This is a genomic window from Corynebacterium sp. A21, assembly GCF_052266655.1.
Classification (GTDB): Bacteria; Actinomycetota; Actinomycetes; order Mycobacteriales; family Mycobacteriaceae; genus Corynebacterium.
In genome coordinates this window covers 38,636-62,195 of the sequence record NZ_JBQPQY010000005.1, presented here as the reverse complement: position 1 = coordinate 62,195, position 23,560 = coordinate 38,636, and the positions used below count along the sequence as shown (strand labels likewise).

22 protein-coding genes are annotated in these 23,560 nt (G+C 64.6%); 6 read left to right on the top strand and 16 right to left on the bottom strand.

The features are described from left to right. Positions 1-90 precede the first annotated feature (90 nt). From ACTU46_RS09755 to ACTU46_RS09735, 5 genes are all read right to left on the bottom strand, one after another. Complete coding sequence (locus tag ACTU46_RS09755) at positions 91-717, bottom strand: non-canonical purine NTP pyrophosphatase (RefSeq protein WP_443381380.1); 627 nt, start codon at positions 715-717, stop codon at positions 91-93. Beyond that, positions 717-1,463 (bottom strand): ribonuclease PH, encoded by a 747-nt coding sequence (rph, locus tag ACTU46_RS09750; protein WP_443381378.1) that lies wholly within the window; start codon positions 1,461-1,463, stop codon positions 717-719. Before rph ends, ACTU46_RS09755 begins: the two co-directional genes overlap by 1 nt. 99 nt (positions 1,464-1,562) lie before the next feature. After that, complete coding sequence (locus ACTU46_RS09745) at positions 1,563-2,330, bottom strand: MBL fold metallo-hydrolase (RefSeq protein ID WP_443381376.1); 768 nt, start codon at positions 2,328-2,330, stop codon at positions 1,563-1,565. Between the two features lie 152 nt (positions 2,331-2,482). Then, the gene (murI, locus tag ACTU46_RS09740) at positions 2,483-3,304 is read right to left on the bottom strand and encodes a glutamate racemase (RefSeq protein WP_443381526.1); all 822 of its coding nucleotides are present in this window, start codon (positions 3,302-3,304) and stop codon (positions 2,483-2,485) included. A 25-nt stretch (positions 3,305-3,329) separates the two neighbouring features. Further along, the gene (locus ACTU46_RS09735; RefSeq protein ID WP_443381374.1) at positions 3,330-3,809 is read right to left on the bottom strand and encodes a MarR family winged helix-turn-helix transcriptional regulator; all 480 of its coding nucleotides are present in this window, start codon (positions 3,807-3,809) and stop codon (positions 3,330-3,332) included. 169 nt (positions 3,810-3,978) lie between these two features. Here ACTU46_RS09735 and ACTU46_RS09730 point away from each other — a divergent pair, with 169 nt between their 5' ends. Next, the gene (locus ACTU46_RS09730) at positions 3,979-4,926 is read left to right on the top strand and encodes an aldo/keto reductase (protein ID WP_443381372.1); all 948 of its coding nucleotides are present in this window, start codon (positions 3,979-3,981) and stop codon (positions 4,924-4,926) included. Between the two features lie 87 nt (positions 4,927-5,013). Here ACTU46_RS09730 and ACTU46_RS09725 read toward each other — a convergent pair whose 3' ends face one another. The 5 genes from ACTU46_RS09725 to clpS form a co-directional block, all read right to left on the bottom strand. Further along, on the bottom strand, positions 5,014-5,691 hold the full coding sequence (locus ACTU46_RS09725; protein ID WP_443381370.1) for a rhomboid family intramembrane serine protease: 678 nt from the start codon (positions 5,689-5,691) through the stop codon (positions 5,014-5,016). Between the two features lie 64 nt (positions 5,692-5,755). Continuing rightward, on the bottom strand, positions 5,756-6,613 hold the full coding sequence (locus ACTU46_RS09720) for a hypothetical protein (protein ID WP_443381369.1): 858 nt from the start codon (positions 6,611-6,613) through the stop codon (positions 5,756-5,758). Between the two features lie 123 nt (positions 6,614-6,736). Continuing rightward, entirely contained in the window at positions 6,737-7,687 is a 951-nt protein-coding gene (locus ACTU46_RS09715) for a P1 family peptidase (protein WP_443381367.1), read from the bottom strand. 1 nt (position 7,688) lies between these two features. Beyond that, positions 7,689-8,234: a DUF2017 domain-containing protein gene (locus ACTU46_RS09710; RefSeq protein WP_443381366.1), complete on the bottom strand. Its 546-nt coding sequence runs from the start codon at positions 8,232-8,234 to the stop codon at positions 7,689-7,691. A 5-nt stretch (positions 8,235-8,239) separates the two neighbouring features. Further along, a complete protein-coding gene (gene clpS, locus ACTU46_RS09705) occupies positions 8,240-8,539 on the bottom strand; it encodes an ATP-dependent Clp protease adapter ClpS (RefSeq protein ID WP_443381364.1) in 300 nt (99 codons plus the stop codon). A 201-nt stretch (positions 8,540-8,740) separates the two neighbouring features. Here clpS and ACTU46_RS09700 point away from each other — a divergent pair, with 201 nt between their 5' ends. Then, the gene (locus ACTU46_RS09700; protein ID WP_443381524.1) at positions 8,741-10,075 is read left to right on the top strand and encodes a nicotinate phosphoribosyltransferase; all 1,335 of its coding nucleotides are present in this window, start codon (positions 8,741-8,743) and stop codon (positions 10,073-10,075) included. A 133-nt stretch (positions 10,076-10,208) separates the two neighbouring features. Here the strand turns inward: ACTU46_RS09700 and ACTU46_RS09695 are convergent, their stop codons facing one another. After that, positions 10,209-10,478, bottom strand: coding sequence for a hypothetical protein (locus ACTU46_RS09695; protein ID WP_443381363.1), 270 nt, complete (start codon positions 10,476-10,478; stop codon positions 10,209-10,211). A gap of 388 nt (positions 10,479-10,866) precedes the next feature. Between ACTU46_RS09695 and ACTU46_RS09690 the strand changes: the two genes are divergently transcribed. Continuing rightward, positions 10,867-11,244 (top strand): hypothetical protein, encoded by a 378-nt coding sequence (locus ACTU46_RS09690; protein WP_443381361.1) that lies wholly within the window; start codon positions 10,867-10,869, stop codon positions 11,242-11,244. A 14-nt stretch (positions 11,245-11,258) separates the two neighbouring features. Further along, entirely contained in the window at positions 11,259-11,822 is a 564-nt protein-coding gene (locus ACTU46_RS09685; protein WP_443381359.1) for an RNA polymerase sigma factor, read from the top strand. Between the two features lie 67 nt (positions 11,823-11,889). On the opposite strand, the gene ACTU46_RS09680 is transcribed toward ACTU46_RS09685, so the two are convergent. From ACTU46_RS09680 to ACTU46_RS09670, 3 genes are all read right to left on the bottom strand, one after another. Continuing rightward, complete coding sequence (locus ACTU46_RS09680; RefSeq protein ID WP_443381358.1) at positions 11,890-14,112, bottom strand: Hsp70 family protein; 2,223 nt, start codon at positions 14,110-14,112, stop codon at positions 11,890-11,892. 93 nt (positions 14,113-14,205) lie between these two features. After that, positions 14,206-15,657, bottom strand: coding sequence for a dynamin family protein (locus ACTU46_RS09675; RefSeq protein WP_443381356.1), 1,452 nt, complete (start codon positions 15,655-15,657; stop codon positions 14,206-14,208). Next, the gene (locus ACTU46_RS09670; RefSeq protein ID WP_443381355.1) at positions 15,657-17,510 is read right to left on the bottom strand and encodes a dynamin family protein; all 1,854 of its coding nucleotides are present in this window, start codon (positions 17,508-17,510) and stop codon (positions 15,657-15,659) included. Before ACTU46_RS09670 ends, ACTU46_RS09675 begins: the two co-directional genes overlap by 1 nt. A gap of 427 nt (positions 17,511-17,937) precedes the next feature. On the opposite strand from ACTU46_RS09670, the gene ACTU46_RS09665 reads away from it, so the two are divergent. Beyond that, on the top strand, positions 17,938-19,248 hold the full coding sequence (locus ACTU46_RS09665) for a hypothetical protein (protein WP_443381353.1): 1,311 nt from the start codon (positions 17,938-17,940) through the stop codon (positions 19,246-19,248). 114 nt (positions 19,249-19,362) lie between these two features. Continuing rightward, complete coding sequence (locus ACTU46_RS09660; protein WP_443381351.1) at positions 19,363-21,339, top strand: ATP-dependent DNA helicase; 1,977 nt, start codon at positions 19,363-19,365, stop codon at positions 21,337-21,339. A gap of 108 nt (positions 21,340-21,447) precedes the next feature. Here ACTU46_RS09660 and ACTU46_RS09655 read toward each other — a convergent pair whose 3' ends face one another. Further along, positions 21,448-22,194, bottom strand: coding sequence for an aminoacyl-tRNA hydrolase (locus ACTU46_RS09655; protein ID WP_443381350.1), 747 nt, complete (start codon positions 22,192-22,194; stop codon positions 21,448-21,450). Continuing rightward, on the bottom strand, positions 22,195-23,487 hold the full coding sequence (gene serB, locus ACTU46_RS09650; protein ID WP_443381348.1) for a phosphoserine phosphatase SerB: 1,293 nt from the start codon (positions 23,485-23,487) through the stop codon (positions 22,195-22,197). Positions 23,488-23,560 lie beyond the last annotated feature (73 nt).

Genomic DNA, 23,560 nt, shown 5'->3' with positions numbered 1-23,560 from the left:
GGAGCGAAATAACGGCCGGGGGCCGCAGACCAGACAGTCTGCCTCCCCCGGCCGTTTGCCGTTTTCCCCCGGGATCAAGGTCCGGGTGAATCAGGACGCGGCAGCCAACTCGGCGATCTTGCCTACCAGCTGCTGCAAAGCCTTCCCACGATGGGAGAGCGCATCCTTCTCCGCCGCGCTCAACTGCGCCGAGGTCCGGCCAGCCCCCTCGATCAGGGATTCTTCCATCGGGACGAAGAGCGGATCATAGCCGAAGCCGTTCTCCCCGACCGGTTCGCGCAGCAGATGACCACGCCACTCCCCTTCGGCCACGAATTCCTGACCGGTGGGGGTCACCAGCGCGCAGACGGAGACGAAGCCCGCCCCACGACGTGAAGCGGGGACATCACCGAGCTGGGCGAGGAGGAGGTCATTGTTGGCCTGATCATCACCGTGCTTGCCGGACCACCGTGCGGAGAGCACACCGGGCATGCCGGATAGTTCATCCACGCACAGGCCGGAATCATCGGCGATCGTCGCCAAACCGGTGTTCGCGGCACCGGCTCGTGCCTTGATCAGGGCGTTGTCGGCGAAGGTGCGCCCGTTCTCCACGGGTTCCTCATAGGCGGCGACCGCGGACAGCGGCAGAAGTTCCACACCGGTGATGCCGGCGGCATCGAGGATGCGCTGCAGTTCCCGGAGTTTCTTGGCGTTGTTTGAGGCGACCAGCAGCTGCATCAGAGTGCCTGGTCCAGGGCGGCCCGCTGCGCGGCAATGAGCTCATTGCAGCCCTTGGCGGCGACATCGAGGATCTCACCGAGCTGGGTGCGGTCGAAGGTGTCATTCTCCCCGGTGCCCTGGAGCTCAACGAAGCGGCCGGACTCGGTCATGACGACATTCATGTCCACATCGGCGCGGGAGTCCTCCTCATAGGGCAGGTCCAGGCAGACATGGCCGTCGATGATGCCGACGGAGACGGCGGCCACCGGGGGCTGCAGCGGGTTGCCGGGGACCACGCCACGCTTCTTGAGCACGGCGATCGCATCAGCCAGGGCGACATAGGCACCGGTGATGGCGGCGGTGCGGGTGCCACCATCGGCCTGGAGGACATCGCAGTCGATGTTGATGGTGTTCTCGCCAAGCTCGGACAGGTCGACTGCTGCGCGGAGGCTGCGGCCGATCATGCGGGAGATCTCATGGGTGCGGCCCTTGACCTTGCCACGCATGGATTCCCGGGGCATGCGCTCGTGGGTGGAGGAGGGCAGCATGGCGTACTCGGCGGTCAACCAGCCCTCACCGGAGTCCCGCTTGAAACGCGGGACGCCGAGTTCGACAGAGGCGGTGCACATGACGCGGGTATTACCGAATTCGACGAGCACGGAGCCAGCCGGGTTCGAGGTGAACCCGCGGGTGATCTTGACGGTGCGCATCTGGTCCTGGGCGCGGCCGTCAGCACGGGTGAAGATGGCAGTAGTTGAAGTCATGGCTGTCAGCTTAGTGGCAGCCGGCTCCCCCGACCTGCTCGGCGCACCCGGACGGACCCACGGAAATCCGGGGTCACGGGGTGTTGCTCAGCGCCGGGGCTAGAATTCAATCTCCATCCCGGCCGGGCCCAGTTCGACGGGGCCGTCGAATTCCTTACGGGCCGAGCGCAGCGCGCCCTCCGGATCGCCCCACGGCGGGATGTGGACGAGCACCAGCTTCTTCACCCCGGCCAGCCGCGCGATACGGCCAGCCTCGGCACCGCACATGTGCATCTGCGGCGGCTGCGGCTGGGTGCCATCGCCCCAGGTCGCCTCACAGAGGAAGACATCGGCGTCCTTGGCGCAATCGACGAGGGCGTCGGTGTAGGCGCTGTCACCGGAATAGGCCAGCACCTTATTTGTGGTGTGCTCCACCAATCGGAAACCAAAAGCCTCGATCGGGTGCACCACGGAATAGGGGGTGATGCTCACGCGATCGAGGATCTCGGTCCGCCCATGTTCCCAGGCGCTGAAAGCGAAGGTGTCACTGAAATCATCGATTCCCTCCGGATGGTCGGCGCTGAGTCGGCCGAGCCGCGCGGGAGAATCCGCTGGGCCGAAGAAGAGCTTGCGCCCGGCTGCCGAATGCGTGGGGTGGAAGCGCCGCCAGACTAACAAGGAGGGAAAATCCAGGCAGTGATCGGCGTGCAGGTGGGAGAGCACCAGGTGGCAGTCTGCGGGGTCCTGTAACTTCTGCAGGCCGGCGAGGGCTCCCGGACCGATATCCATGAGGATGGCGGGGGAATTATCCACGGAAATGAGATATCCGGAGGCTGGGTTTTCTGGTGCACCCACGCTTCCGGAGCTGCCGATGATGGTCAACTTCATGCGCTCACTTTGCCATGGATCCCAGCTTTTCTCGACCGAAACACAGCAAAGAGAGACTGAAAATCTCCGCAGGCACTGACCCGGCGCAGGTCACAGGCCCGCTTTTGGGCGTCTTGCTTAACGACACCGCAGTGGCAGCGGGCACTGCGGTGCTAGCGGACGGATGATCTCACGGCATGCGGGACACTCGGCCCCAGGAACCGGGTGGCCAGTTTTTCAAAGAGTTCAGGATCGCCCGTGGACTCGAAAATCCGGGTGGGTCCCGCTTCCGTCGGCGCGGCGAGCAAGTCACGCAGGCTGAGCTCACGCAGCACGTCCTTGGCTGATTCCTCCGCCGAGGAGACCAGCGTGACGTTGTCTCCGATGGCCAGCTGGATCACGCCTGAGAGCAGCGGATAGTGGGTGCAGCCCAGCACAAGCGTATCGACGCCGGCGGCCTGCAGCGGTTCGACATAGGCTTCGGCCACGCCGAGGATCTGTCGGCCGGAGGTGATGCCGCGCTCCACGAAGTCCACGAAGCTGGGGCAGGCCCGGGCGTGGACCTGCACATTGGGATTGGCACCGAACATGTCCTGGTAGGCGCCGGACTTGATGGTGCCTTCGGTGCCGATGACACCGATTTTGCCGTTGCGGGTGGTGGAGACTGCCCGGCGCACCGCTGGCTGGATGACCTCGACCACGGGGACCTCATAACGCTCCCGAGCATCGCGCAGGAACGCCGCGGAGGCGGTGTTGCAGGCGATGACGAGCATCTTGCAGCCACGTTCGACAAGTTCATCGGCGATGCGGGTGGCATGCTGGCGGACTTCGGCGATCGGCAGCGGACCATAGGGGCCGTTGGCGGTATCACCGAGGTAGATGACCGATTCATTCGGCAACTGGTCCATGATGGTGCGCGCCACCGTCAGTCCACCGACCCCCGAATCGAAGATGCCGATCGGGGCGGCCGGATCAGCCGGGGTCCCCGGGATCAGGCCTGGGAAGCCTGTTCTCCTGTCCTCAGGCACGGGGCTTCCTCGGCGGGTCGAGGGCATCAACGATCTTCCGGGAGATCCGGTTCAGCTGTGCTACTTCTTCTTCACTGAGATTGTCGAAGACCCGGCGACGCACCTCGGCGACATGATCCGGGGCGGCTGCACGGACGATCTCCCAGCCGGCCTCGGTCAGCTCCGCCAGGGTGGAACGGCCGTCATCCGGATCCGGGGTGCGCTCCACCCAGCCCTGCTTCTCCAGCCGGGTGACCACCCGGGAGAGATGGGACAGGGTCATGTCAGACACCGCCGCCAGTTCACTCATCCGCAGCTTGGCATCCGGCGCCATGGAGATCTGAGCCATCGCAAAGTAGTCATAATGGCTGATCCCGAAATCTTTCTTCAACTGCGCATCCAGCCGGTTTGGCAGCCAGACATGCATAGACCAGACATTCAGCCAGGTTTCTGCTTCAACCTCGTTTAACCACTTCACCGATTCCTCACTCATATCAGAGCATCATAACGGGTTAATTGAAGTGTGATGCATTGCGGGAGGGTGTTCCGCCTATCAGTTACATTGGATTATGATCACCCACAGCCGATTAACTGCAGCATCAAGCTTTGTGGCTTAGGGTGGATTCCCGAAAGAAAACACGATATCCGTGGAGGAACCACCGATGAGCACCATCCGCATCCCGCGCACCAACTTCGAGGTCTTCCCGCTGAACCTCGGTGGCAACACCTTCGGCTGGACCTCCAACCGGGAGACCACCTTTGCCGTGCTTGATGCCTTCACTGCCGCCGGCGGCAACTTCATCGATACCGCCGACATGTACTCCGTCTGGGTCCCCGGTCACCGCGGTGGCGAGTCCGAGGCCCTGATCGGCGAGTGGCTCAAGGAACGCAACGCCTACGGCAAGGTCATCGTCGCCACCAAGGGCGGTGCCTTGGAGCCGCACAACGGCCTGTCCCGCGAGACCGTCTTCGCCGCGGTCGACGCTTCCCGCGCCCGCCTCGGTGTGGAAACCATCGACCTGTACTACTTCCACCACGACGATGAGAACACCGCCATCGCCGATCAGGTGGCGGTGGCCGTCGAGCTGATCGAATCCGGTCGCATCCGCCACTTGGCGCTATCCAACCACTCCCCGGCCCGGACCTGGGAATTCTTCGAGGCAGCCCAGCACACCCCGGCACTGCCGGTCGCGCTGCAGCCGCAGTACAACCTGCTGCACCGCGCTGACCTCAAGCAGAGTTACGCCCCGATCGCCGCAGAATTCAATGCCGCGGTCTTCCCCTACTTCTCCCTGGCCTCCGGCATGCTGACCGGTAAGTACCGCCAGGCTGGGGATCTCTCCGGTGCGGCCCGTGAGGGTTTCCTCGGCGGCTACGCCACCGAGGAGGGTTTCGCGGTCGTCGACAAGCTGGTTGAGATCGCCGCGGCCCATGACGCCGAGCCGAGCACGGTCGCCCTGGCATGGGCACTGGCTAAGGGCATCACCGCCCCGATCGCCTCGGTTTCCTCCCCCGAGCAGCTCCCTGCTCTGATGGCTGCTCCGGAGCTGCAGCTCGCCGAGGTTGAGGTTGCCGCCCTCGATGAGGTTTCCGTTTCCTTCGCCCACTAACCCACCTGGTTAATACCGCAGAACACCTCCACGCTCACGTGTGAGTGGGGAGGTGTTCCTTCGCTTTAGCCAGCATGCCAGCATGGCTTATGTCCGCTTCTTCGCCAGGGCTTTCTGCTGTCGCTTCGCCCGGAGTTCCTTCGGGTCATCAGAGGTGATGAAGGTGCCTGCCCCCAGGCCGCCGATCGCGCCGAAGAGGTGTGCCTGCCAGGAGATACCTGGGGTTCCCGGCATCACTCCGAAAACATAGCCCGAGTAGGCCATCCCCAGGAGCACGCCAAGGAGGATCTGCGAGAAGCTGCGGTTGAAGATTCCGCGGATCAGCAGATAACCTAGCCAGCCGTAGACCATCCCGGAGGCACCGATGTGGTTGGTGCCGATGCCGCCGAAAATCCAGGTACCTACGCCAGCCACCAGCATCACAATGGTGGTGACCTCCCAGAACACCCGGTGTCCGGATATTCCGATGAGGAAACAGAAGATCGCGCCAGGCAGCGTATTTGAGATCAGGTGCTCGAAGTTGGCGTGCAGCAACGGTGAGGTGAAGATATGCCAGATCGAGGAGAGGTCCAGCGGGTGGATACCGAAGTAGGTCGGCAGCCCTCCCAGGGCGGTGTTGACCAGGTGGACCGCCCAGATCACCACCACATAGGCGATAGCGTAGAGCAGGCCGGTGCCGAAATGATTCTTGATCTGTGTCCGCAGCGTGGCGGACCGCGAGGTCCTCAATGCAGGTTGCGGAGCGAACTGGTTCTGGAAGCTCATAATGACTCCCAGAATAGCCAGCTATCGGGTCCACCGTGAGGTGGGAAGCTGCCCGGGCCGATAATCAGCAGGCGGTGGGAGCGGCGTCGACCAGCGCCTTGGCGAGTGCCTCCGCCAAGCGGGTCAGCGCCAGCTGCCCGGTTTCATAGGTACCGTCCTCCGGTTTGACCAGAATGGCCACCCCGACTTCGCCGGCCTCGACCGGCAGCAGCCCGAATTGCCGGACCAGGTAATCCCCGGTGTTTTCATCCGGTCCCCAGCCACCCTTATAAATGGCACCCGTCACCTGCCCCAGGCCATAGCGTTGTTCCTCGGTGATAGTGCCCATGGATTCCAGCAGGGGTTCGGAACCTTCCATACAGCGCAGTTGGGAGGCGAACTTCGCCTGGGCGGCGGGGAGCCATTCGGTGTCGCCGAAGCCACGGGAGTTCTCGTCGAAGTGGTCGCCGTCGACGACGGTGATCTCGTCCCCGGCCTCCTGTAGCACTTCCTCCACCTTCTCCCGGGCAGTACGGTCATCGCCGAGGGATTCCCAGAGCAGCTCGGCGGCGTCGTTATCGGAGAACTCGATCGCCGCCTGCAGCAGCGGGATGGTCTCCTCATCGTTGCGGATCGCGGCCAGCGCCAGCGGTACCTTGATCGAAGACCAGGCTGCCCCGGAAAGCAGGGTACCTGCCTGCTGCACGCCCTCAGCGTCAAAGACGGTGATGCCGACCTCGGTGTCTAATTCATCGGAAACCCGGGTGGCGATCTCATCGAGCTGGTAGGTCACCGGCTCCTCCTTGATCGATTCGATCACCTGGGTGGGCACCGGGTCCGGGTCCTTCTCCGGGGCACCGGAAGTAGTACAGGCAGCGAGGCCCAGGCCGGTGGCCAGGATCACTGAGAGGGCAACCAGGCCACGGGATCTTCGAGCGTGCATGCTTCCTTCCACAATTCGCCGGGCCTACAGACATATTCCTGCGGGAACACTGGTCCCGGGCTGATGACCTACATAATGTACAAGCCACCCCTCGAATTGGCCGAACCCACAGCGCGCTGACAGCTAGTTCAAAAGTTCCCGGTGGGCGACCAGCCCCAGCCCGGGTTCCGCCGTCATCACGGCACTGACTATCGACGCCGCGGTCATCTCGGCCGCTGCGGCACACAGCTGCGCCAGCTCCACAATGTCGACGCCGGAGCCGTCACCGGTGGCCATGACAAAGAGAGAATCCCCGTCCATCGGTAAGTGCGCCGGGCGCACCGCCCGGGCGATACCGTCATGGGCGGCCATCGCGACCCGCTTGGCCTGTGCCTTGGTCAACGGGGCATCGGTGGCGATCACCCCGATGGTGGTGTTGAGCTGCACCCCCTTGGTGGGCAGTTCGCGGAACGCCGCGGCATTGGCTGCGGGGCGGGAAGGGTCACCGTAGAAGTGACCGCTCGCGGGATCGATGACCTCACCCACGGGGTTAGCCACCACACCGACACCGAGCTGCCACTGCTTCACCTGCGTCAGCGCCTGACCGAAGCCACCGCGCAGCCGCCCGGCGGTGGCCCCGCAACCGGCGCCGAGGGAACCGGTGTCGGTGGGATCGGTGCCGGGGCTCGGGTGCAGCGCTGCCACGGTGGCGGCTCTCCCCTGGGCCGGACCCGGCCGGTTCCGGGGATCGCCGACCGCCAGATCAAAGATCACCGCAGCCGGGACAATCGGCACAATCGGTCCGGGGATATCAGGACCGAACACCGGGAAGCCGATTCCCTGTTCTTCCAATACCTGCATCACCCCATCGGCGGCGGCCAGCCCGAAGGCGGAACCTCCGCAGAGGGCCACCGCATGAATACGCTCGACGGTGTTGTGCGGTTCCAACAGGTCGGTCTCCCGGGTACCGGGTCCCCCACCACGCACATCGACTGCCCCGACCGCCCCTGCCGGGGCGACGAGAACGGTGACCCCGGTATCGCCCTGACTGTGGTGGCCGAGCCGGATGCCCGGGACGTCGATGAGCGAGGGCACCCTAGATGGCGCCCATCATGGCGGTGAGCAGCGAGTCCTGATTGAAGGCCAGCCATTCGACCAGGGTATCGCGGTCCTGCTCAGCGGCCTCTCCACCGCGGACCTCACCGGCGGCGACAAAGAGCCTGATGTCATTGATTCCGGCGACCCAGGACTGGGCCTCCTGCTCTGTCAAGGTGATGGCCACCCCACCGTCCGGACCCAACGCGGTGTTGATGACCTGCAGATTAGCCAGCTTGGCCTTGGTGATGTCATTTTCATGGAAGGAACGCAGCAGGGAATTATCCCCGTCGTATTCCTCATCGCCCTCGCGCTCGAAATCCGGCAGCAGCCGGGCGAGAGAGGGGTCCGCTGGAGTGTCCTTGTGCCCCGAGGGAATGCCGGTCAGCTCTGCGAGATCATCCTTCGGCGCAGACTGCGCCCGCTGGATCAGCGCCTCCGAGACCGTGGCGGAGAGATCCCCCAGGACCTCTCGTTCCATCGGCTCGAGGATGCAGCTGTACTTCGCTGCCCGCATCAAGCCCTTCTTCTTTTTCCATGCCTGCATGAGAACTATCCTGCCTGCTGCATGGTGGCCCACAAACCAGCGGTATGTAACTTCTTCACATCGCCTTCGACCTTGTCCTTCTCCCCGGAGCTGACCACGGCCTTTCCCTCACTGTGGACCTGCATCATCAATTCATTCGCCTTCTTCCGGCTGTAGCCCAGCACCGTCTGGAAAACATAGGTCACATAACTCATCAAGTTGACTGGATCATCCCAGACGATGCACAACCAGGGGAGATTCTCCGCCGAGGCGACATTGACCTCGAGAGCTTCCTCGACCTCAGGGGTGGCCATCGGCGAACTCATCAAGTGCCCCTCGGGTTCCGGTGACCCGGACCCCGGAGGCAGGCCGTCAGTGAGCTCCGCAGGCTGATCCGAATTGCTGTTCATTGGCCCTTTCATGTCCCTCAGCCTAGTCAAGCGGACCCAATTGTGTGGAACAGGGCACATTCCGATGCGGGATTCGGGGGAGCCCTACCCTGATGCTGCATTAAGGTGGACCATGTGATTTCCTCTGACAAGTCCTCCCTGCCGTCGAAGCGTTCCACGTCCTTCCTGACGGACAAATACGAGCTGACGATGCTGGAGGCCGCGCTGGCCGATGGCAGCGCACACCGCATCTGCACCTTCGAGGTCTTTTCCCGTCGCCTGCCGAATGAGCGCCGCTATGGAGTCGTCGCCGGTACCGCCCGAGTTCTCCGGGCGATCCAGGACTATGTCTTCACTGAGGAGCAGCTGGCCAGCCTCGATTTCCTCAGCCCGGAGACCGTCGAATACCTCCGGAACTTCCGCTTCTCCGGCGAAGTCGACGGCTACCGCGAAGGTGAGCTCTACTTCCCCTACTCCCCGATCCTGACGGTGCGGGGCACCTTTGCCGAGTGCGTCCTTCTGGAGACCGTGATCCTCTCGATCATGAACGCCGACTCCGCCGTCGCCTCCGCCGCCACCCGCATGGTCACCGCCGCTGATGGTCGACCGATCATCGAGATGGGATCGCGTCGCACCCACGAATATGCCGCGGTCACTGCCTCCCGTGCCGCCTACCTCGCCGGCTTCTCCGCCACCTCCAACATGGAGGCCGCCTACCGCTACGGCATCCCGGCCTCGGGCACCTCGGCGCACGCCTGGACGTTGCTGCACATCAACGAGGACGGCACCCCGAATGAGGCAGAGGCCTTCCGCTCCCAGATCGAGGCACTCGGATTGGACACCACCCTGCTGGTGGACACCTATGACATCACCCAGGGAGTGAACACCGCCATTGAGGTCGCCGGTACTGAACTCGGCGGCGTCCGCATCGATTCCGGTGATCTGGGGGCGCTGACCCGCCGGGTGCGAAAGCAGCTCGATGAACTCGGCGCCTACAACACCAACATCGTGGTCTCCTCCGACCTGGATGAATTCGCCATCGCCGGTCTCCGCGGCGACCCGGTCGATATCTATGGTGTGGGCACCTCCGTGGTCACCGGCTCCGGGGCCCCGACCGCGAGCATGGTGTACAAGCTCGTCGAGGTGGACGGCAATCCGGTGGCCAAGCGCTCCCGCGGTAAAGCCATGCAGGGCGGCGCCAAAAAGGCCATGCGCACCCACCGCACTTCCGGTACCGCCATCGAAGAAATTGTCTATCCCTTCGAGGATGAACGCCCTGCCTGCGGCAATCTCACCTACACCGAACTGAGCATCCCGCTGATGACTGCTGGTGAGGTCGCCGAGGACCTGCCTACCTTGGTGGAATCCCGCGCCTACCTGGCCTCGCAGCTGGTCACCCTCCCCTGGGAGGGCCTCGCACTCTCCCGTGATGAGCCGGCGCTGCACACCCGTTTCCTCGGTTTCCGGGATTAGTGTTCCCGTGCCAGATCTCCGGGGGCGGTGCCAGGTCCCCCGGAAATGTTTGTGGCAAGTCTGATTGATATCGAAAGGGGACGGCTCCGGAAAGGAGCCGTCCCCGGTGCTTTCGGCTCCGGACCTCCCAAGATTAAAAGGAACAGTCAGCGGTGCCCGGCGCGATGAAATCCTGGATCATGCACCCGATCAGCCACAGCCCGCCTGAGCCCACGGTCAGAAACACGGTGCTGCCCTGGGTCAGCGGGTTTCCCAATGCCTCCTGGTAGAGCTCGGAGCTGGTCACGGCGCTCTGATGAAGGAGATCATCAGAGGTCTGTGCCATCGCAGGTGTCGCAGCGGCAGTGGAGGCTGCCAGCGCTGCGGCGGCACTAAGTGCGAGGAGAGTCTTGCGGAGCTTCATGATGATGCCCTTTCAGGCTGAGTTGGCAGGAACTTCCAAGAATTATGTTCTTACTTAACCTGTCGCACCTGATCCCGGAATCGTTTCCCGGAACTACACATCTACCTCCCGTGGTTCCTCTCAAAGGGGGCAGCCGTCTGCACGGGTGGCCTTTTTGTGGTGCCTCCCTCAGCTAACCACCCCCGGAGACACATAAAGCATTAGTTATCAATCTTTGAGCCCATCGTTACCTCCGACCGGGTTGACCGGGTTCACCGCAGTCAGGTTTCTCCGGTGGCCGAGCCCCGCTCCGATTAGAGTCATCACCAACGCAGATCCACAACCGTGCCGCCGGGAACAACTCCCCCACCCGGGGCATTCCACGGTTGTGGAGAGGAGGTGTATGGATATGACAGCAGAGGACTCTCATCCGGAGCTTTTCCCGGAAGAAGACTCCCCGGGAGATTCCGCGGCGGTGCTCCCCCCTTTCGAGACGCTTTTCGATGTCCCGGAGCTCAGCGCCGAGCAGCTGGAATCGATGATTGCGGTGGCCACGGACCCGGCTACGCCGGATCCGGGGGCGGAGCTGATCCCGGTGGATTCCGGCGACCCGGGGCAGGACCCTTTTGCCGGCGACGCAGCACTCGACCCCTGGGACAGCGAGGTGGATTTCCGGGATCAGCTACGGGAAGAGACCACCGACTCCGCTGACCCTTTTGGCGATTCCGCCCTGGATGCAGCCGCTGATGAGCCCTTCCCCGATACCGACCCGCTGGCCGGATTCTAGGGAGGGAGCACACCATGACTGATTCCGAGAACACGTGGAACCGGGAAGCGGAGCTTGCGCTTCTCGAGTCCGCCAAGGCCGGCGACCACCGGGCCTTCACCGAACTCATCAAGGGTGCGCAGCGCCGGATGTGGGCGGTGGCCTGGTCGATCACCGGCAATCAACCGGATGCCGAGGATGCGATGCAGGATGCATTGAGCGCGATCTGGCGCAACCTGCACCGCTTTGAACCCCGGGCGCGTTTTTCCACCTGGGCGTATCGCATCGCCTCGAATGCGGCCCTGCAGATTGTCCGGGCCCGGCGCGAAATTCTCGACCCGGATGCCGGGCTCACCGAGGCATCGACGGACTCCCCGGTGGACTCCCAGGTCAGCTCAACCATGGTGGTGCGTGAGGCGCTCGCCGGGTTACCGGAGGACTTCCGGGAGGCCCTGGTACTGCGGGAATACGGCGGCTTGAGTTATCAGGAGGTCGCCGAGCAGCAGGGCGTCCCGGTGCAGACGGTCAAGAGCCGGATCAACCGGGCGCGGGGCCGTCTCAAGGAGAGCCTGCTCGCCGCTGGCGTGGATCATGCCTGAATTCCCGGCTAAAGATCTATCCCGCTGAGCCTAATAATCAGCGGGGTTCTCTGCGTGGTGGTGCGGCTCAGACGAGGAAGCCGTAGTCCCTGGCCCACTGCTCTGCATGCTGCTCATTTCCGATGCCGACCGAGCCCAGCACCAGGAACTCCTCATCCGGGTAGTAGACAACCATGACTCCGGGGTCATCGCCCTCACCACTGCGGAAGACATGGGGGCGGCCATCTCCGGCGTCCTGGAATTCCTCGATGGTCTGGCCCGGGTCGCGGGCCAGGTCATAGATCACGGTGGCATCCTCGCCCTGTTGCAGGTCAAGGCTGGTGTAGAGCACCCCCTCCATCCCCATGGACTCCTGGACAGCCTCGGTTGCCTCGCTGCCGAGGCAGCTGTGGGTGGTTGCCTGGGAGTCGCCGGCATAGGCCGCGCCGCCCATGCCGAAGCGCCAGAAATTATCCGCGGCAGTGTCGCAGTTTTCCATGTTCGCCAGCACCGCCGAAGGCAGGAAACTCTCGGAGCCGGGGAACAATGTACCAACGGTCTGGAACATGTCACTGTTGGTCTTCGTGGTGGTTGCTTCAGCGAGCAGTCCGCTCTCCGCCACAGTGGCCTCCCCACCGGCACCTGCGGCAGCTGTTGCTGCGGTGCTCGGGGCGCTGCTGGTGTTCGGCTCCGCGGATTCCGGCGCACCGGAGGCAGCGGTCGAGGTCTCCGCAGCGGTATTCTCCCCCGCCTCCGCACCCCGATCACTGGTGGCGAACCAGATACCGCCACCGACCACGGCCATGGCCACTACGGCTCCGCCGATGAGCAGCGGCAGCTTGGCCCCGCCGCCGGCGGTCCCCTTCGATGAGGGAGCAGCGGGTGAGTGCGAGCTCGGGCCCTTGTACTCACCTTTGTTCGGACCCTGCTCGAAGCTGCTCGTCGAGGGCCCCGAGGCAGCGGCCGCAGCCCCGACCCCTGCCCCGGCGCCGGCGGGAACCGGCTCAGCGCGGGTCTCCGGGTGCGGCTGGCTCGGCGACGTCCCACCGTGTGCCTGGGCGAAGGGGTTTTCCTGCGGTGTCGGGTCGGCTGCGGCCGCGTTCTGGTTCGGAGCTCCCTGGGCGAAGGGGTTCTGCGCTGCGGCGGCACCTCCGAGGGCACCGGCAGCCGCAGCTGCGGCGCTGGCATCCCGGCGGTTGCCCCCGCTGGCGACAACGGCCTCCGCACGCAGCGAGAAGTTCATGATGGTGGCGGTCAACGCACCCCGGGAGACCACGGTCTTCGGGTCGTCGAGGGTCATCACGCTACCGACCTCTGCCAACCGGTTCTGCACGTGTGGGATCCGGGAGGAACCGCCGGTCATGTAGATCGGGGTCTGGGAGGTATCCACCCCGGCCTGCTCAAGTGCGGCGCTGGTCAGTTCGCAGCCGCGCTGCACCGAGGAGTCGATGATCTGGTTGAATTCCTCGCGGGTGAGCAGCAGGTCGCTCTCCCCCTTCGGGGTGGAGACGGTGATCGTCGCCGAGGAGGTGTCGGAGAGGATCTCCTTGGCTTCCCGGATATTGAGTTCCAGGGAGTGCATCACCGAGATCGGGGCGCTCCGCAGGTAATCCGAAAGGTCCGGATCATCATGGCCCACCTGCTCGATCACCCAGCGGAAGAGCAGATTATCGATGGTGCGCCCACCCAGGCTGTTGTCCCCCTTGGTGGCCACCACCTCGAAGTTACCGTTGTCCTGGGCACGCAGGACCGCGATATCCAGGGTGCCACCACCGAAGTCGAAGACGGCGACGTGCCCGCCCTGCGGAATCGAACGCTGCGCGGCGTAGTGGATGGCGGCGGCCCGAGGCTCCGAGATCAGCCGGATATCAGCGGCGGCGATCTCGGCGGCCTCGGCGGCGGCAACCAATTGTCCGACCGAGTGCACCGACCATGCCTCCGGGTGGGTCAGGGTGACCGTAGCGGGGCGGGTGCCAGCATGTTGGGCCATGCCACGTTCAATCACCGAGCGCAGCACCGTGGCGATGACCTCGACGACCGGAACATCCGCCCCCGCCAGCTGGATCACATCATGGTCGATATAGCGTTTGGGGCTGGGAACCAGGCGGGCCGGATCGCGGCGGCCCTTGCTCAGCGCGGTATCACCGGAGAGCAGGTGACCGGCACCGGAATCGGTGTGCACCGCGGAGGGCATCAGGTTGCCGCGGTGGCTCAACGCTAAGGTCTCCACGGTCCCGGAGAGCGGGGCGGTGTGGGCGGCCGCAGTGTTGCTGGTACCGAAATCGATGGCCAGGTTCCAGGTTTCACTCATGTCAGTCCTTGGGTTCCTTGTTGTCCGCCGTTAGTGGTCACCGTCGACGCTGTACACCGCATGCTAAATGATTTACCGCCCCGGTGTGGTGGATTAATCTCCGGCCAGGGCCCGCAGTGCCTGCTGATAAGCCCCGATCAGCCGCTCCCGGGCCTCATCTTCCGCAGCTGAGAGCGGGGTCATCGCCAATTGTTGTAGTTCACCCAATCGGCTCTCAAGCTCGGCACGGACCTCCACTGCGGGGGTATGCGCCGGCGTGGCGACGACCCCGGCAGGCGAGGTCGCCACGATTGCCAGGTGCAACTGCGGCAGCAACCGGGAATCCGGGGTGGACCGGTAGGTGTCGCGGTAGCTGCGGTAGAGCAGGACGAAGTGCATCGCCGGTTGTGAAAGGGTCACCGAACGCACCCAGCGCACATGCTCACGCTCCGGGTGGGAACCTGCCAGATCCTCCAGCAGGTCCAGGACCCGCACCGCGCGCTGGAGCTCAGCGAAGAACTTGATCTCCCCGGTCAGGGTGGCGGTCAGGCGCTCCACCCCGGAGACCTGGGTCAGCCAGTTGAGCAGCCCGACGGCACCTCCTTCCGCGGCGACCCGACGCCCGAAGACGATGCCGTATTCCCCGAGGATGTCGATCAGCCGGTCCCGGGCGGCCACACTGAAACCGGGCAGCACCGTGGCGGGATCCTCAACCTCAATGAACTCGATGATCTGTTCGCGGTCCAGCTCCGCCAACTGAGCCAGACTCCGGGCCACCTCATTGGTGACCCGACCGGTCAGGGCAGATTCCGCCAACAGCCCGGATAAGGGCAGCACCGTGGAAACCGCCCCACCCAGATCCCGCAGGATCCGCCCGGAATGTTCCTGCGCATGCGCTATCGGATCACGCTGTCCGAAAGCTCCCTCCCCGAAGGAATCCGCCCGGGAGAGCACCCCGATCATGGTCAGTGGGGTCATCCCCAGCTGGGAGAGGAAGGTGCGTTCATCCTCACGAGGGGCGGAATCGGCGAGAAAGACAATGGAGTCCGCCCAGGAACTTGCCCGGCGGGTGTCCTGCTGGCCGTCGATGAGCATCCGACGGGTCCGGGCCTCGTTTTCCACGGTCAGCGTCGCGGTGCCGGGGGTGTCAATCAGACTGAGTTCACGCAGCCGCGCATTCGGCAGATACTGGCGGACATGGTCCACCTCATCCACCGGACGGCCCAGTTCCGTCAGGGGGCCATCACCCAGGGGGATACGACGGACCTGACCATCCAGGTCCAGGACCTCCGCCCGGGCGGGCGCACCATCGAGGTAATGACTGACCACCATCGTGCACTCCAGGGATCCGGTGGCCGCGATCCGATGCTGAGTCAAAGCGTTGACCAGGGTGGACTTACCGGACTTCAGTCGGCCCACCACCGCCACCCGGGGAGCCCGGGTGAGCATCTCCCGCATGCTCTTCGCTTGTTGGGGCAGATCCCCGCCGCCCTGTGCCAGGGCGTCGACCGCCTGACTGAGTAGGGTGAGCAACTGTTCGCTCTGGGCTTGACGTTGTTGACCCATCAGTTCCGCGCCTTCCCTGCCGGGCTCCGGCGACTTAAGTGAGCATCCAGTTCCTTGACCATGGCGGTGATGATCTCCTCATTGCGTTTGAGCCGGGTGACCTTGGTCCGTCGTTCAGATTCTGAATCCTTCGCCGCCTGCCGGGCCTCATCGATCTTGGCCTGCAGCTCCCGGATCCGGCGTCGCAGCAGGGAACGGTGCCGCAGCAGTATCTCGGTACGGGCGGTGGCGATCACGGTGTCAAGCATCCGGGTGGTGGTTGATCGGGTGGTCATCGTGGTTTCCCGCAACCAGGTCAGCAGGTGCTGCTTGCCATTGCGCATCGCCCGATAACCCATGTTGACACCGATCCAGGCGGCCCCGGCCAGCGGGGCGATCGGGATGATCGCGGTGAGTACCCCGGCACCCATCACCCCCATCATCATCACGCTGGGGTCAAGGATGTCCTTGATCTTGGAGGCCACCTCCCGGGAGGCGGTATCTGTCGGGGCGATCGAATCCAGCACCGCAGCGTTGATCTCACCGCGCAGCTCCGGGTTATCCGGGAACAGCGCCCCGGACTGCTTCTCCACCTCAGTCATCAGCTCCGCGACCGAGCGCTCCATCACCAGCTGCAGATCCACCTCAATCTGGCTGGTGAACACCTGCGGTTTGGAGCGCAACACCTTCAGCCCCTCCTTGCCGATGCGCTTGGTCCAGTCCTCCCGCAACTGATCCAGGTCACGGTCCAGGCCCACGGTGATCCGGTTGCGGGCCACCTGCACATCCCGGCCGAAGATCTGCTCCCACTCAGAAGACTCCTCCCGCAGCTGCTCCAGGCGGGTCCGTTCCACTTCCAGCTCCGCCACCGCCGCCGAGGCCCCTTCGTTGATCCGGATATCTGCGGTGATATCCGCCAAAATCCGCGTCATCATCGCCCGCGCGGCCTCCAGGGCAGCGTGCACCCCCTGATCCCGGGGCCGGTTCACATGCGCGAGGATCACCCGGCGCAGTTCCGCGATACCGCTGCGCTCCTCAAGCTCCGCCCGGCGCGCCGGGTCCGCGGACTCGGCGGCATCGATGGCACGGAGACTGGAGATGCCGATCACCGGCACCGCGACACCGAGATGTTTCTCGATGAGGCGGGCATCATCGGCGACGATGCTGCGCCAGCGGCGGGTGTTCTTGTCGGTCTTGGTCACTGCCACCACCACCCCACCCGCGGACTCCCGTGCGCGCCGCAGAATATCCATCTCCGGGGCGGTGATCGGGCTGGAGGCGTCACAGACCATCAGCAGCAGCCCGGCCTGCCGGGCCTCCTGGAGTGCCGCGTGGACCGCATGTTCATCCAGGCCGCCGACGCCCGGGGTGTCCACGATGGTCACTCCGGCCAGTTCCGGGAAGGGGACCTCGATCTCGGCGGCGGTGGGCAGTGCCGCGATCTCTTCTTCAGAGCCGGTGCGCTCGATGTCGGCCACCGATTCCTGGGTGACCCACTTGGCGAGCTCGGCGGCCGGGATCAGCTCCCGCTGATCGCCCCGGATGAGGCGAATCTGGACGGTGGCTGCCGGAGTCTGCCCCACCGCTATCACCCGAATGGGGGCACTGGTGCACGTGAGCACATCCACCGGCAACAGTGCCCGATGACCGACCAAGGCATTGACAAGTGAGGATTTACCCCGCTTGATCTCCCCGAGCACGACCACGGTGCCGGTGCGGAAGCGGGCGTCGAGAAGCGCGCGGGTGTGCCCCGCCGCCGCATCCAGCTTGTAGCGCAGCGCAATATCCGCGGCCCGGCCAACCGATTCCGCGGCGGTGCGGGACTTCACCGTGACAGTTGCGCCGCCTTGATTCTGTGTTGATGTAGAGGCCATATCTGCGCCTCACCTCCCCATTCGCTTCCAATGTCGGGTATTTTCCAGCCTGGTGCCGGCGGGATGAGCTGAGGTCCTCGGCCCCCGACTCAGTGACCGCCCCCATCGGGGTGGCGGTTCCGGAACTACCTCCGTGAAATGACCGGGGCACGGCATTTGTTCCCGGTGCTCCACCACCGGCTCCTCATTCCAGAGGCTTGGGTACCTGCCGCAACATTATCCGGGATGCCCCCGAAAGATGCAGGGTTCTCCGCTCCGCCGGTGGTGGTCGAAAAAAGTTTCCAGAACTCCGGGAACATTTCCGGTCCCCGTCCATTCAACGGTTAACAGGACGGACAAAGCGTCCTGGTTCATACTGGGAAACGCAGCCGAGCGAGACCCGCACCACAATTCTTGTTCCATCAATTGACTGAGGAAGGTCCACATCATGTCCGCAAACAACGCAAACCCCAACGAAATCACCGTCACCGATTCCGAGGGCAACGTGACCACCGGCCGCATCATGGGTGGACAGGACACCAACAACGACGGCAAGATCGACACCGTCCAGGCTGACATGGACGGCGATGGCATCGCTGATGCCCGCGTCTCCGACCGCGACGGCGATGGCAAGGCCGAGCGCACCGACCTCGACACCGATGGCGACGGTGTGATCAACACCTCCCTCGAGGACCTCGATGACGACGGTGTCATCGACCGGGTCAGCACCGACATCAACAATGACGGCCACCTGGAGACCACCGTCGCCGACACCGATGGTGATGGTCTGGCAGACAAGGTCGAGGTGGACACCGACGGCGATGCCCAGGCAGATGTGAAGGTCTCCGACTTCGACGGTGACGGTGTGACAGATGCGGTGGCCTATGACACCGATGGCGACGGCACCTTCGACACCACCCACTACGACCACGACGGCGACGGCCGCGTCGATTCCACCAGCACCACCGGTGCCGGAGCCGGCCAGCCCAACGAGATCCAGCAGCAGCTCGGCGACGACGCCTTCGGTGCTAGCTCCGCCGGAACGGGTGCCGACGCCGCGGGTGCCGCTGATGCCGCTGCCACCCCGGCACCGGCTGAGGAAGCCCCGGCCCCGGCTGCAGCTGAAGCGGCCCCCGTCGCAGAAGCCCCGACCGAGGCTGCGGCCACCCCGACACCGGTTGAAGAAGCCCCAGTCGAGGCTGCGGCTGAAGCGGGCCCTGCGGCTGAAGCAGCACCCGCGGAGGAGGCCACCCCGACCACCGCCCCGGCTGCCGCCAACCCCAGCGGCGACACCCACACCTTCGATGGCGTCGAGGGCGAAGAGGTCGACCTCGACGGCGATGGCTTCGGTGATGCCGTGGCCTTCGACCTGGACGGTGACGGCACCGCGGAGACCCTGGGGTTGGACACCGACGGCGACCAGCTCCCCGATACCTTCGCCTCCGATACCGACGGCGATGGCATGGCCGATGAAATGTTCGTCGACACCGATGCCGACGGCACCACCGATGTCACCTACCTCGACACCAACCGCGACGGCCGGGTCGACGAGCAGCACACCGACACCGACGGCGACGGAAACAGCGATGAAGCCCTGATTGACGAGGATTTCGACGGCTACGGCGATTCCCGGCTCGGTGACACCGACGGCGACGGTGTCTACGACACCATGGAGGATGTCACCACCGAGAACCTCGCCCCGATGATGCCCGGTGCCGAGGATGGCGGCTACGAAGACGCCGCCACCGATCTCGTCTAATTACTGAATAAAGCTCCCGCTGCGGGCCCAGCGCCGCCTGAGACTTCCCCCTCAGGCGGCCGGGTCCGCAGCGCTGTTAGGGACTGTCCGGTGTGGGCGATAGACTGGGCGACCGTGAGCGAGCAACCTGACCCCCAATCCACCGAGGACCTGCTGAATACCGCCGTGACGGCACTCGGCGGTGCCCGCCGTGAGGGCCAGGTGGACATGGCCAATGCCGTGACCAAGGCGTTGGACACCGAGAGACATCTGGCGGTCCAGGCCGGTACCGGTACCGGTAAGTCCCTGGCCTACCTGGTGCCGGCGATCCGTCATTCCCAGGCCACTGATTCAACGGTGATCGTCTCCACCGCCACCATCGCTCTGCAGCGCCAGCTGGTCAACCGCGATCTCCCCCGCCTGGCCGAGGCCCTGGAACCCGTCCTGCCCCACAAGCCGAGCTTCGCCATCATGAAGGGACGTTCCAATTACGTCTGCATGAACAAGATCGGCCAGGCTGCCGGAGACCAGGAAGAATCCCTGATCCCCGAGGAAGATCTCTCCTGGTTGGGCAAGCACGTGGTCCGGATCAATGAATGGGCACAGGACACCGAAACCGGTGACCGGGATGACCTCGAACCCGGGGTACCGGATCTCGCCTGGAAGCAGGTCTCGGTGACCGCCCAGGAATGCCTCGGTGCTTCGCGGTGCCCCCACGGTGAAGAATGCTTCGCTGAGCTGGCCCGCGCCAAAGCCCGGGAAGCCGATGTGGTGGTCACCAACCATGCGCTCCTGGCCATCGACGCCCTCGCCGACACCAACATCCTCCCCGAGCATGAGGTCGTCATCGTCGATGAGGCCCATGAACTCGACGGCCGGATCACGGCTGTCGCCACCGCTGAAATCTCCGCCAGCACCCTGAAACTCTCCGCCAAACGCGCCGGGAAACTCGGTGCTGAGGGCCGCGATGAGAAACTCAGCGAGCTGGCGGAGGACTGGGAAAAAATCCTGACCCCCCTGCCGGAGGGCCGTTGGGAGGACATCGATGATTCCGTGAAGTCCCAGATGGTCGCGGTACGTGACGGACTGTGGTCCGTACGCGAGACCATCAACCGCCAGCCGGAGGGTGAGGCCGCCAATGATCCGGAGAAGTTTGCCGAGCGGCAGAACCTGGCCAACCACCTCCAGGAGCAGCATGATGCGATTGTCCGGATCCTGGAGGTCTTCGCGGAATCCGATGCCGCCAAGCAGCAGGACGTGGTGTGGCTGCGCCGCGATGACCGCCGCGGCGAGAACTTCACCGCGCTGACGGTGGCGCCACTGTCGGTGGCCGGGCTGCTCAACACCCGGCTTTTCGCCGAGAACACGGTGGTGCTGGCCTCCGCAACCTTGACCATCGGCGGAAACTTCAATGCGATGGCAGCCGGTTGGGGCCTGTCCAAGGGGACCTGGGATTCCCTCGATGCGGGCACCCCCTTCGATCCCCGGAAGTCCGGCATCCTCTACACCGCCAAGCACCTCCCCGGCCCCGGTCGAGATGGCCTGCCCGAGGAAACCCTGGATGAGATCCATGATCTGATCATGGCGGCCGGTGGCCGCACCCTGGGGTTGTTCTCCTCCAAACGCGCTGCGGTCCAGGCGGCTGAGGCAATGCGCAAGCGGTTGCCCTTTGATGTCCTCTGTCAGGGCGATGACTCCACCAGTGCGCTGGTGTCCAAGTTCGCCAAGTCGGAGAACACCTGTCTCTTCGGCACCCTCACCCTCTGGCAGGGAGTCGACGTACCCGGGCGTTCCCTCTCCCTGGTCCTGATCGACCGCGTTCCCTTTCCCCGACCGGATGATCCACTGCTCCAGGCCCGCAAGGAAGCGGCGGATGCCGAGGGTCGCAATGGTTTCATGGAGGTCGCCGCCACCCACGCCGCCCTGCTCATGGCCCAGGGTGCGGGCCGGCTGTTGCGCAGCGTCAATGACCGCGGTGTGGTCGCGGTACTGGACAACCGGTTGGTGACCAAACGCTACGGTGGCTTCCTGCGTGCCTCGATGCCGGACTTCTGGCCCACCACGGATCCACGTGTGGTCCGTGGTGCCCTGAAGCGGCTGACCGCGCGTTAGCGCTTATCAACGCCCTCCCCTGCCGGACCTCCGGCAGCAGTCAACCCCGCGGTGCAGTGCACTGCGGGGTTGATGGCGACGTCGATAAGCGGGCTCTGATAAACGGGCCTAGATTCGACCGGGGAGAGCGAAGACCGTCATGGAGTCCGGCGCAACCTCGGTGAAACCGGCATCATGGACCGCCACCGCCTCAGGAGCCTGGGCCAGCGTATGGAAGAGCACGCTGTCGATCTCGAGGACATGGAGCGCGAAGTCATGCTCCGCCCAGCGTCGCACCCACTCGAAGTTCTGGTTCGCCGCCAACAGCATCGAGGCATGCCCCACCTGGGCGGCAGCCTTGCCGGTGGTCATCGCCAAACCCGCGTCAATATAGACCCGCGGCAGCTCGCCGCCTTCGACCGGCAGCTCTCGTGACTCCGACTCCGGCAGCTCGGTACCGGAGATCTGCAGCTTTCTGAGCTCCGGCGGCACCTCGGACACCGCCGAGGGGAGGAAGGCCCGGGCCTGGGCGGAGCCGACCTCCACGGTGACTCCGGGGACCGTCTGGGCCACCTCCCAGTTCTTGTTCCGGGCGCGACGGGTGACCTTCCGGATGAGATGGTCGTACCAGTTCTCCAGACCGGAACGGAACTCCGGATCAGTACTCACCCTGGGGTCGAGGCAGACCTTGACCACCGCGATCGCCGCGGCCTCCAGCAGCTCATCCCGCCGGGGCGGGGTGGCCTTGGGGATGTGCAACGCGATCTGCATCGCCTGCACGGTCTCCGGGCGATCCGGATCCTCACCCCGCGGCCGGTCGGAGACCCGCGCCGCGAGCAGAGAATGCGCCAACTTCAGCTGCTGTTCCTCGATCATCTAGTTCTGCTCGAGCGACACCCGACGGTAGGTGCCTTCCTCCAGGTCGGAAGCGTCAATCTCCTCGCGCGGGATGCCCAGCATGTAGAGCACCTCATCCAGGAAGGGACTGTTGACCGAGGTATCGGCGATCTCCTGCAGTGCGGGCTTCGCGTTGAAGGCGATACCCAGGCCGGCGGCCGAGAGCATATCGATGTCATTGGCGCCGTCACCGACGGCGACGGTCTGGAACATCTTCAGTCCGGAAGCCTCGGCGAACTCCTCCAGGAAGCTGGCCTTCGCGGCGCGGTCCACCACCTCGCCGATGACCCGACCGGTCAGCTTGCCGTCCACGATCTCGAGGGTGTTGGCCCGGGCGTAGTCGATCTGGAGTTCATCGACCAGGCCCTCGAGGACCTGGATGAAACCGCCGGAGACGACCGCGGTGGTATAACCCATCCGCTTCAGGGTGCGGATGGTGGTTCGGGCGCCCGGGGTCAGCTCGATCTCGGCGGCGACCTCCGCGATGACTGATTCGTCCAGCCCGGCAAGTGCCTTGACCCGCTCGCGCAGGGATTCCTCGAAATCGAGTTCCCCACGCATCGCACGTTCAGTGACCTCCGCGACCTCAGCCTCACGGCCAGCGCGCGCGGCAAGCATCTCGATGACCTCACCGGTGATCAGCGTGGAGTCGCAGTCGAAGCAGACCAGACGCTTGGAACGGCGCAGCAGCCCCGCCCGCTCGATGGCGATATCCACCCCGAGTTCCGGGGTCAGGGCAGCGAGTGCCTTACGCAGTGCCTGGCCACCACCCGGCTCGGTGTTGGGGACGGTCACCTTCAGCTCGAGACCGGTCACCGGGTAATCGGCGATGCCACGGATCTTGTCGATGTTGGCATCATAGTTTGCCAGCACCTGACCAACCCGGGAGACATCCTCCGCGTTGACCGGGTTGCCCAGCACCACCACAACGTGGCTGGAGCGCGGGCGGGCAGAGATGATCTCCTCCTCCAACTCGATGGTGGCCTTCTGGCCGTATCCCTTGAGGGTCTCGGTCACGCCCTCGGTCAGCAGCTCCACGCGTGCGGGATCCACTCCCACGTAGGCGGCCAGGGACATATACCCCCGGAAGACCGACTGCTCGACATCCAGCAGCTGGATATCATGGGCGGAGAGCACCCGGAAGAAGGCTGCCGACACCCCGGGGCGGTTGCGACCGGTGACGGTGATGACCGCAGGGGTCAAACCTTCACGCAGTGCGACGGCGTAATCGCCGGTGTTGTCCTGTTCCTGAACTGTTTCAGTTTGCGTCACGCTAATGATTCTTCCATGTTGAGATGAATGTGCACGACGAAACCCCCGAGTGTGGGACACCCAGGGGTCAAGT

What these genes read in the sequence shown, in the direction of transcription:
- ACTU46_RS09680 (WP_443381358.1), bottom strand. Translation starts at nt 14,112, where the DNA reads ATGAGTGAAACCTGGAACCTGGCCATCGATTTCGGTACCAGCAACACT.
- ACTU46_RS09710 (WP_443381366.1), bottom strand. Translation starts at nt 8,234, where the DNA reads ATGCAGGCATGGAAAAAGAAGAAGGGCTTGATGCGGGCAGCGAAGTAC.
- ACTU46_RS09730 (WP_443381372.1), top strand. Translation starts at nt 3,979, where the DNA reads ATGAGCACCATCCGCATCCCGCGCACCAACTTCGAGGTCTTCCCGCTG.
- ACTU46_RS09655 (WP_443381350.1), bottom strand. Translation starts at nt 22,194, where the DNA reads ATGATCGAGGAACAGCAGCTGAAGTTGGCGCATTCTCTGCTCGCGGCG.
- ACTU46_RS09690 (WP_443381361.1), top strand. Translation starts at nt 10,867, where the DNA reads ATGACAGCAGAGGACTCTCATCCGGAGCTTTTCCCGGAAGAAGACTCC.
- rph (WP_443381378.1), bottom strand. Translation starts at nt 1,463, where the DNA reads ATGACTTCAACTACTGCCATCTTCACCCGTGCTGACGGCCGCGCCCAG.
- ACTU46_RS09735 (WP_443381374.1), bottom strand. Translation starts at nt 3,809, where the DNA reads ATGAGTGAGGAATCGGTGAAGTGGTTAAACGAGGTTGAAGCAGAAACC.
- ACTU46_RS09695 (WP_443381363.1), bottom strand. Translation starts at nt 10,478, where the DNA reads ATGAAGCTCCGCAAGACTCTCCTCGCACTTAGTGCCGCCGCAGCGCTG.
- ACTU46_RS09685 (WP_443381359.1), top strand. Translation starts at nt 11,259, where the DNA reads ATGACTGATTCCGAGAACACGTGGAACCGGGAAGCGGAGCTTGCGCTT.
- ACTU46_RS09725 (WP_443381370.1), bottom strand. Translation starts at nt 5,691, where the DNA reads ATGAGCTTCCAGAACCAGTTCGCTCCGCAACCTGCATTGAGGACCTCG.
- ACTU46_RS09670 (WP_443381355.1), bottom strand. Translation starts at nt 17,510, where the DNA reads ATGGCCTCTACATCAACACAGAATCAAGGCGGCGCAACTGTCACGGTG.
- ACTU46_RS09675 (WP_443381356.1), bottom strand. Translation starts at nt 15,657, where the DNA reads ATGGGTCAACAACGTCAAGCCCAGAGCGAACAGTTGCTCACCCTACTC.
- ACTU46_RS09720 (WP_443381369.1), bottom strand. Translation starts at nt 6,613, where the DNA reads ATGCACGCTCGAAGATCCCGTGGCCTGGTTGCCCTCTCAGTGATCCTG.
- ACTU46_RS09745 (WP_443381376.1), bottom strand. Translation starts at nt 2,330, where the DNA reads ATGAAGTTGACCATCATCGGCAGCTCCGGAAGCGTGGGTGCACCAGAA.
- ACTU46_RS09665 (WP_443381353.1), top strand. Translation starts at nt 17,938, where the DNA reads ATGTCCGCAAACAACGCAAACCCCAACGAAATCACCGTCACCGATTCC.
- clpS (WP_443381364.1), bottom strand. Translation starts at nt 8,539, where the DNA reads ATGAGTTCGCCGATGGCCACCCCTGAGGTCGAGGAAGCTCTCGAGGTC.
- ACTU46_RS09755 (WP_443381380.1), bottom strand. Translation starts at nt 717, where the DNA reads ATGCAGCTGCTGGTCGCCTCAAACAACGCCAAGAAACTCCGGGAACTG.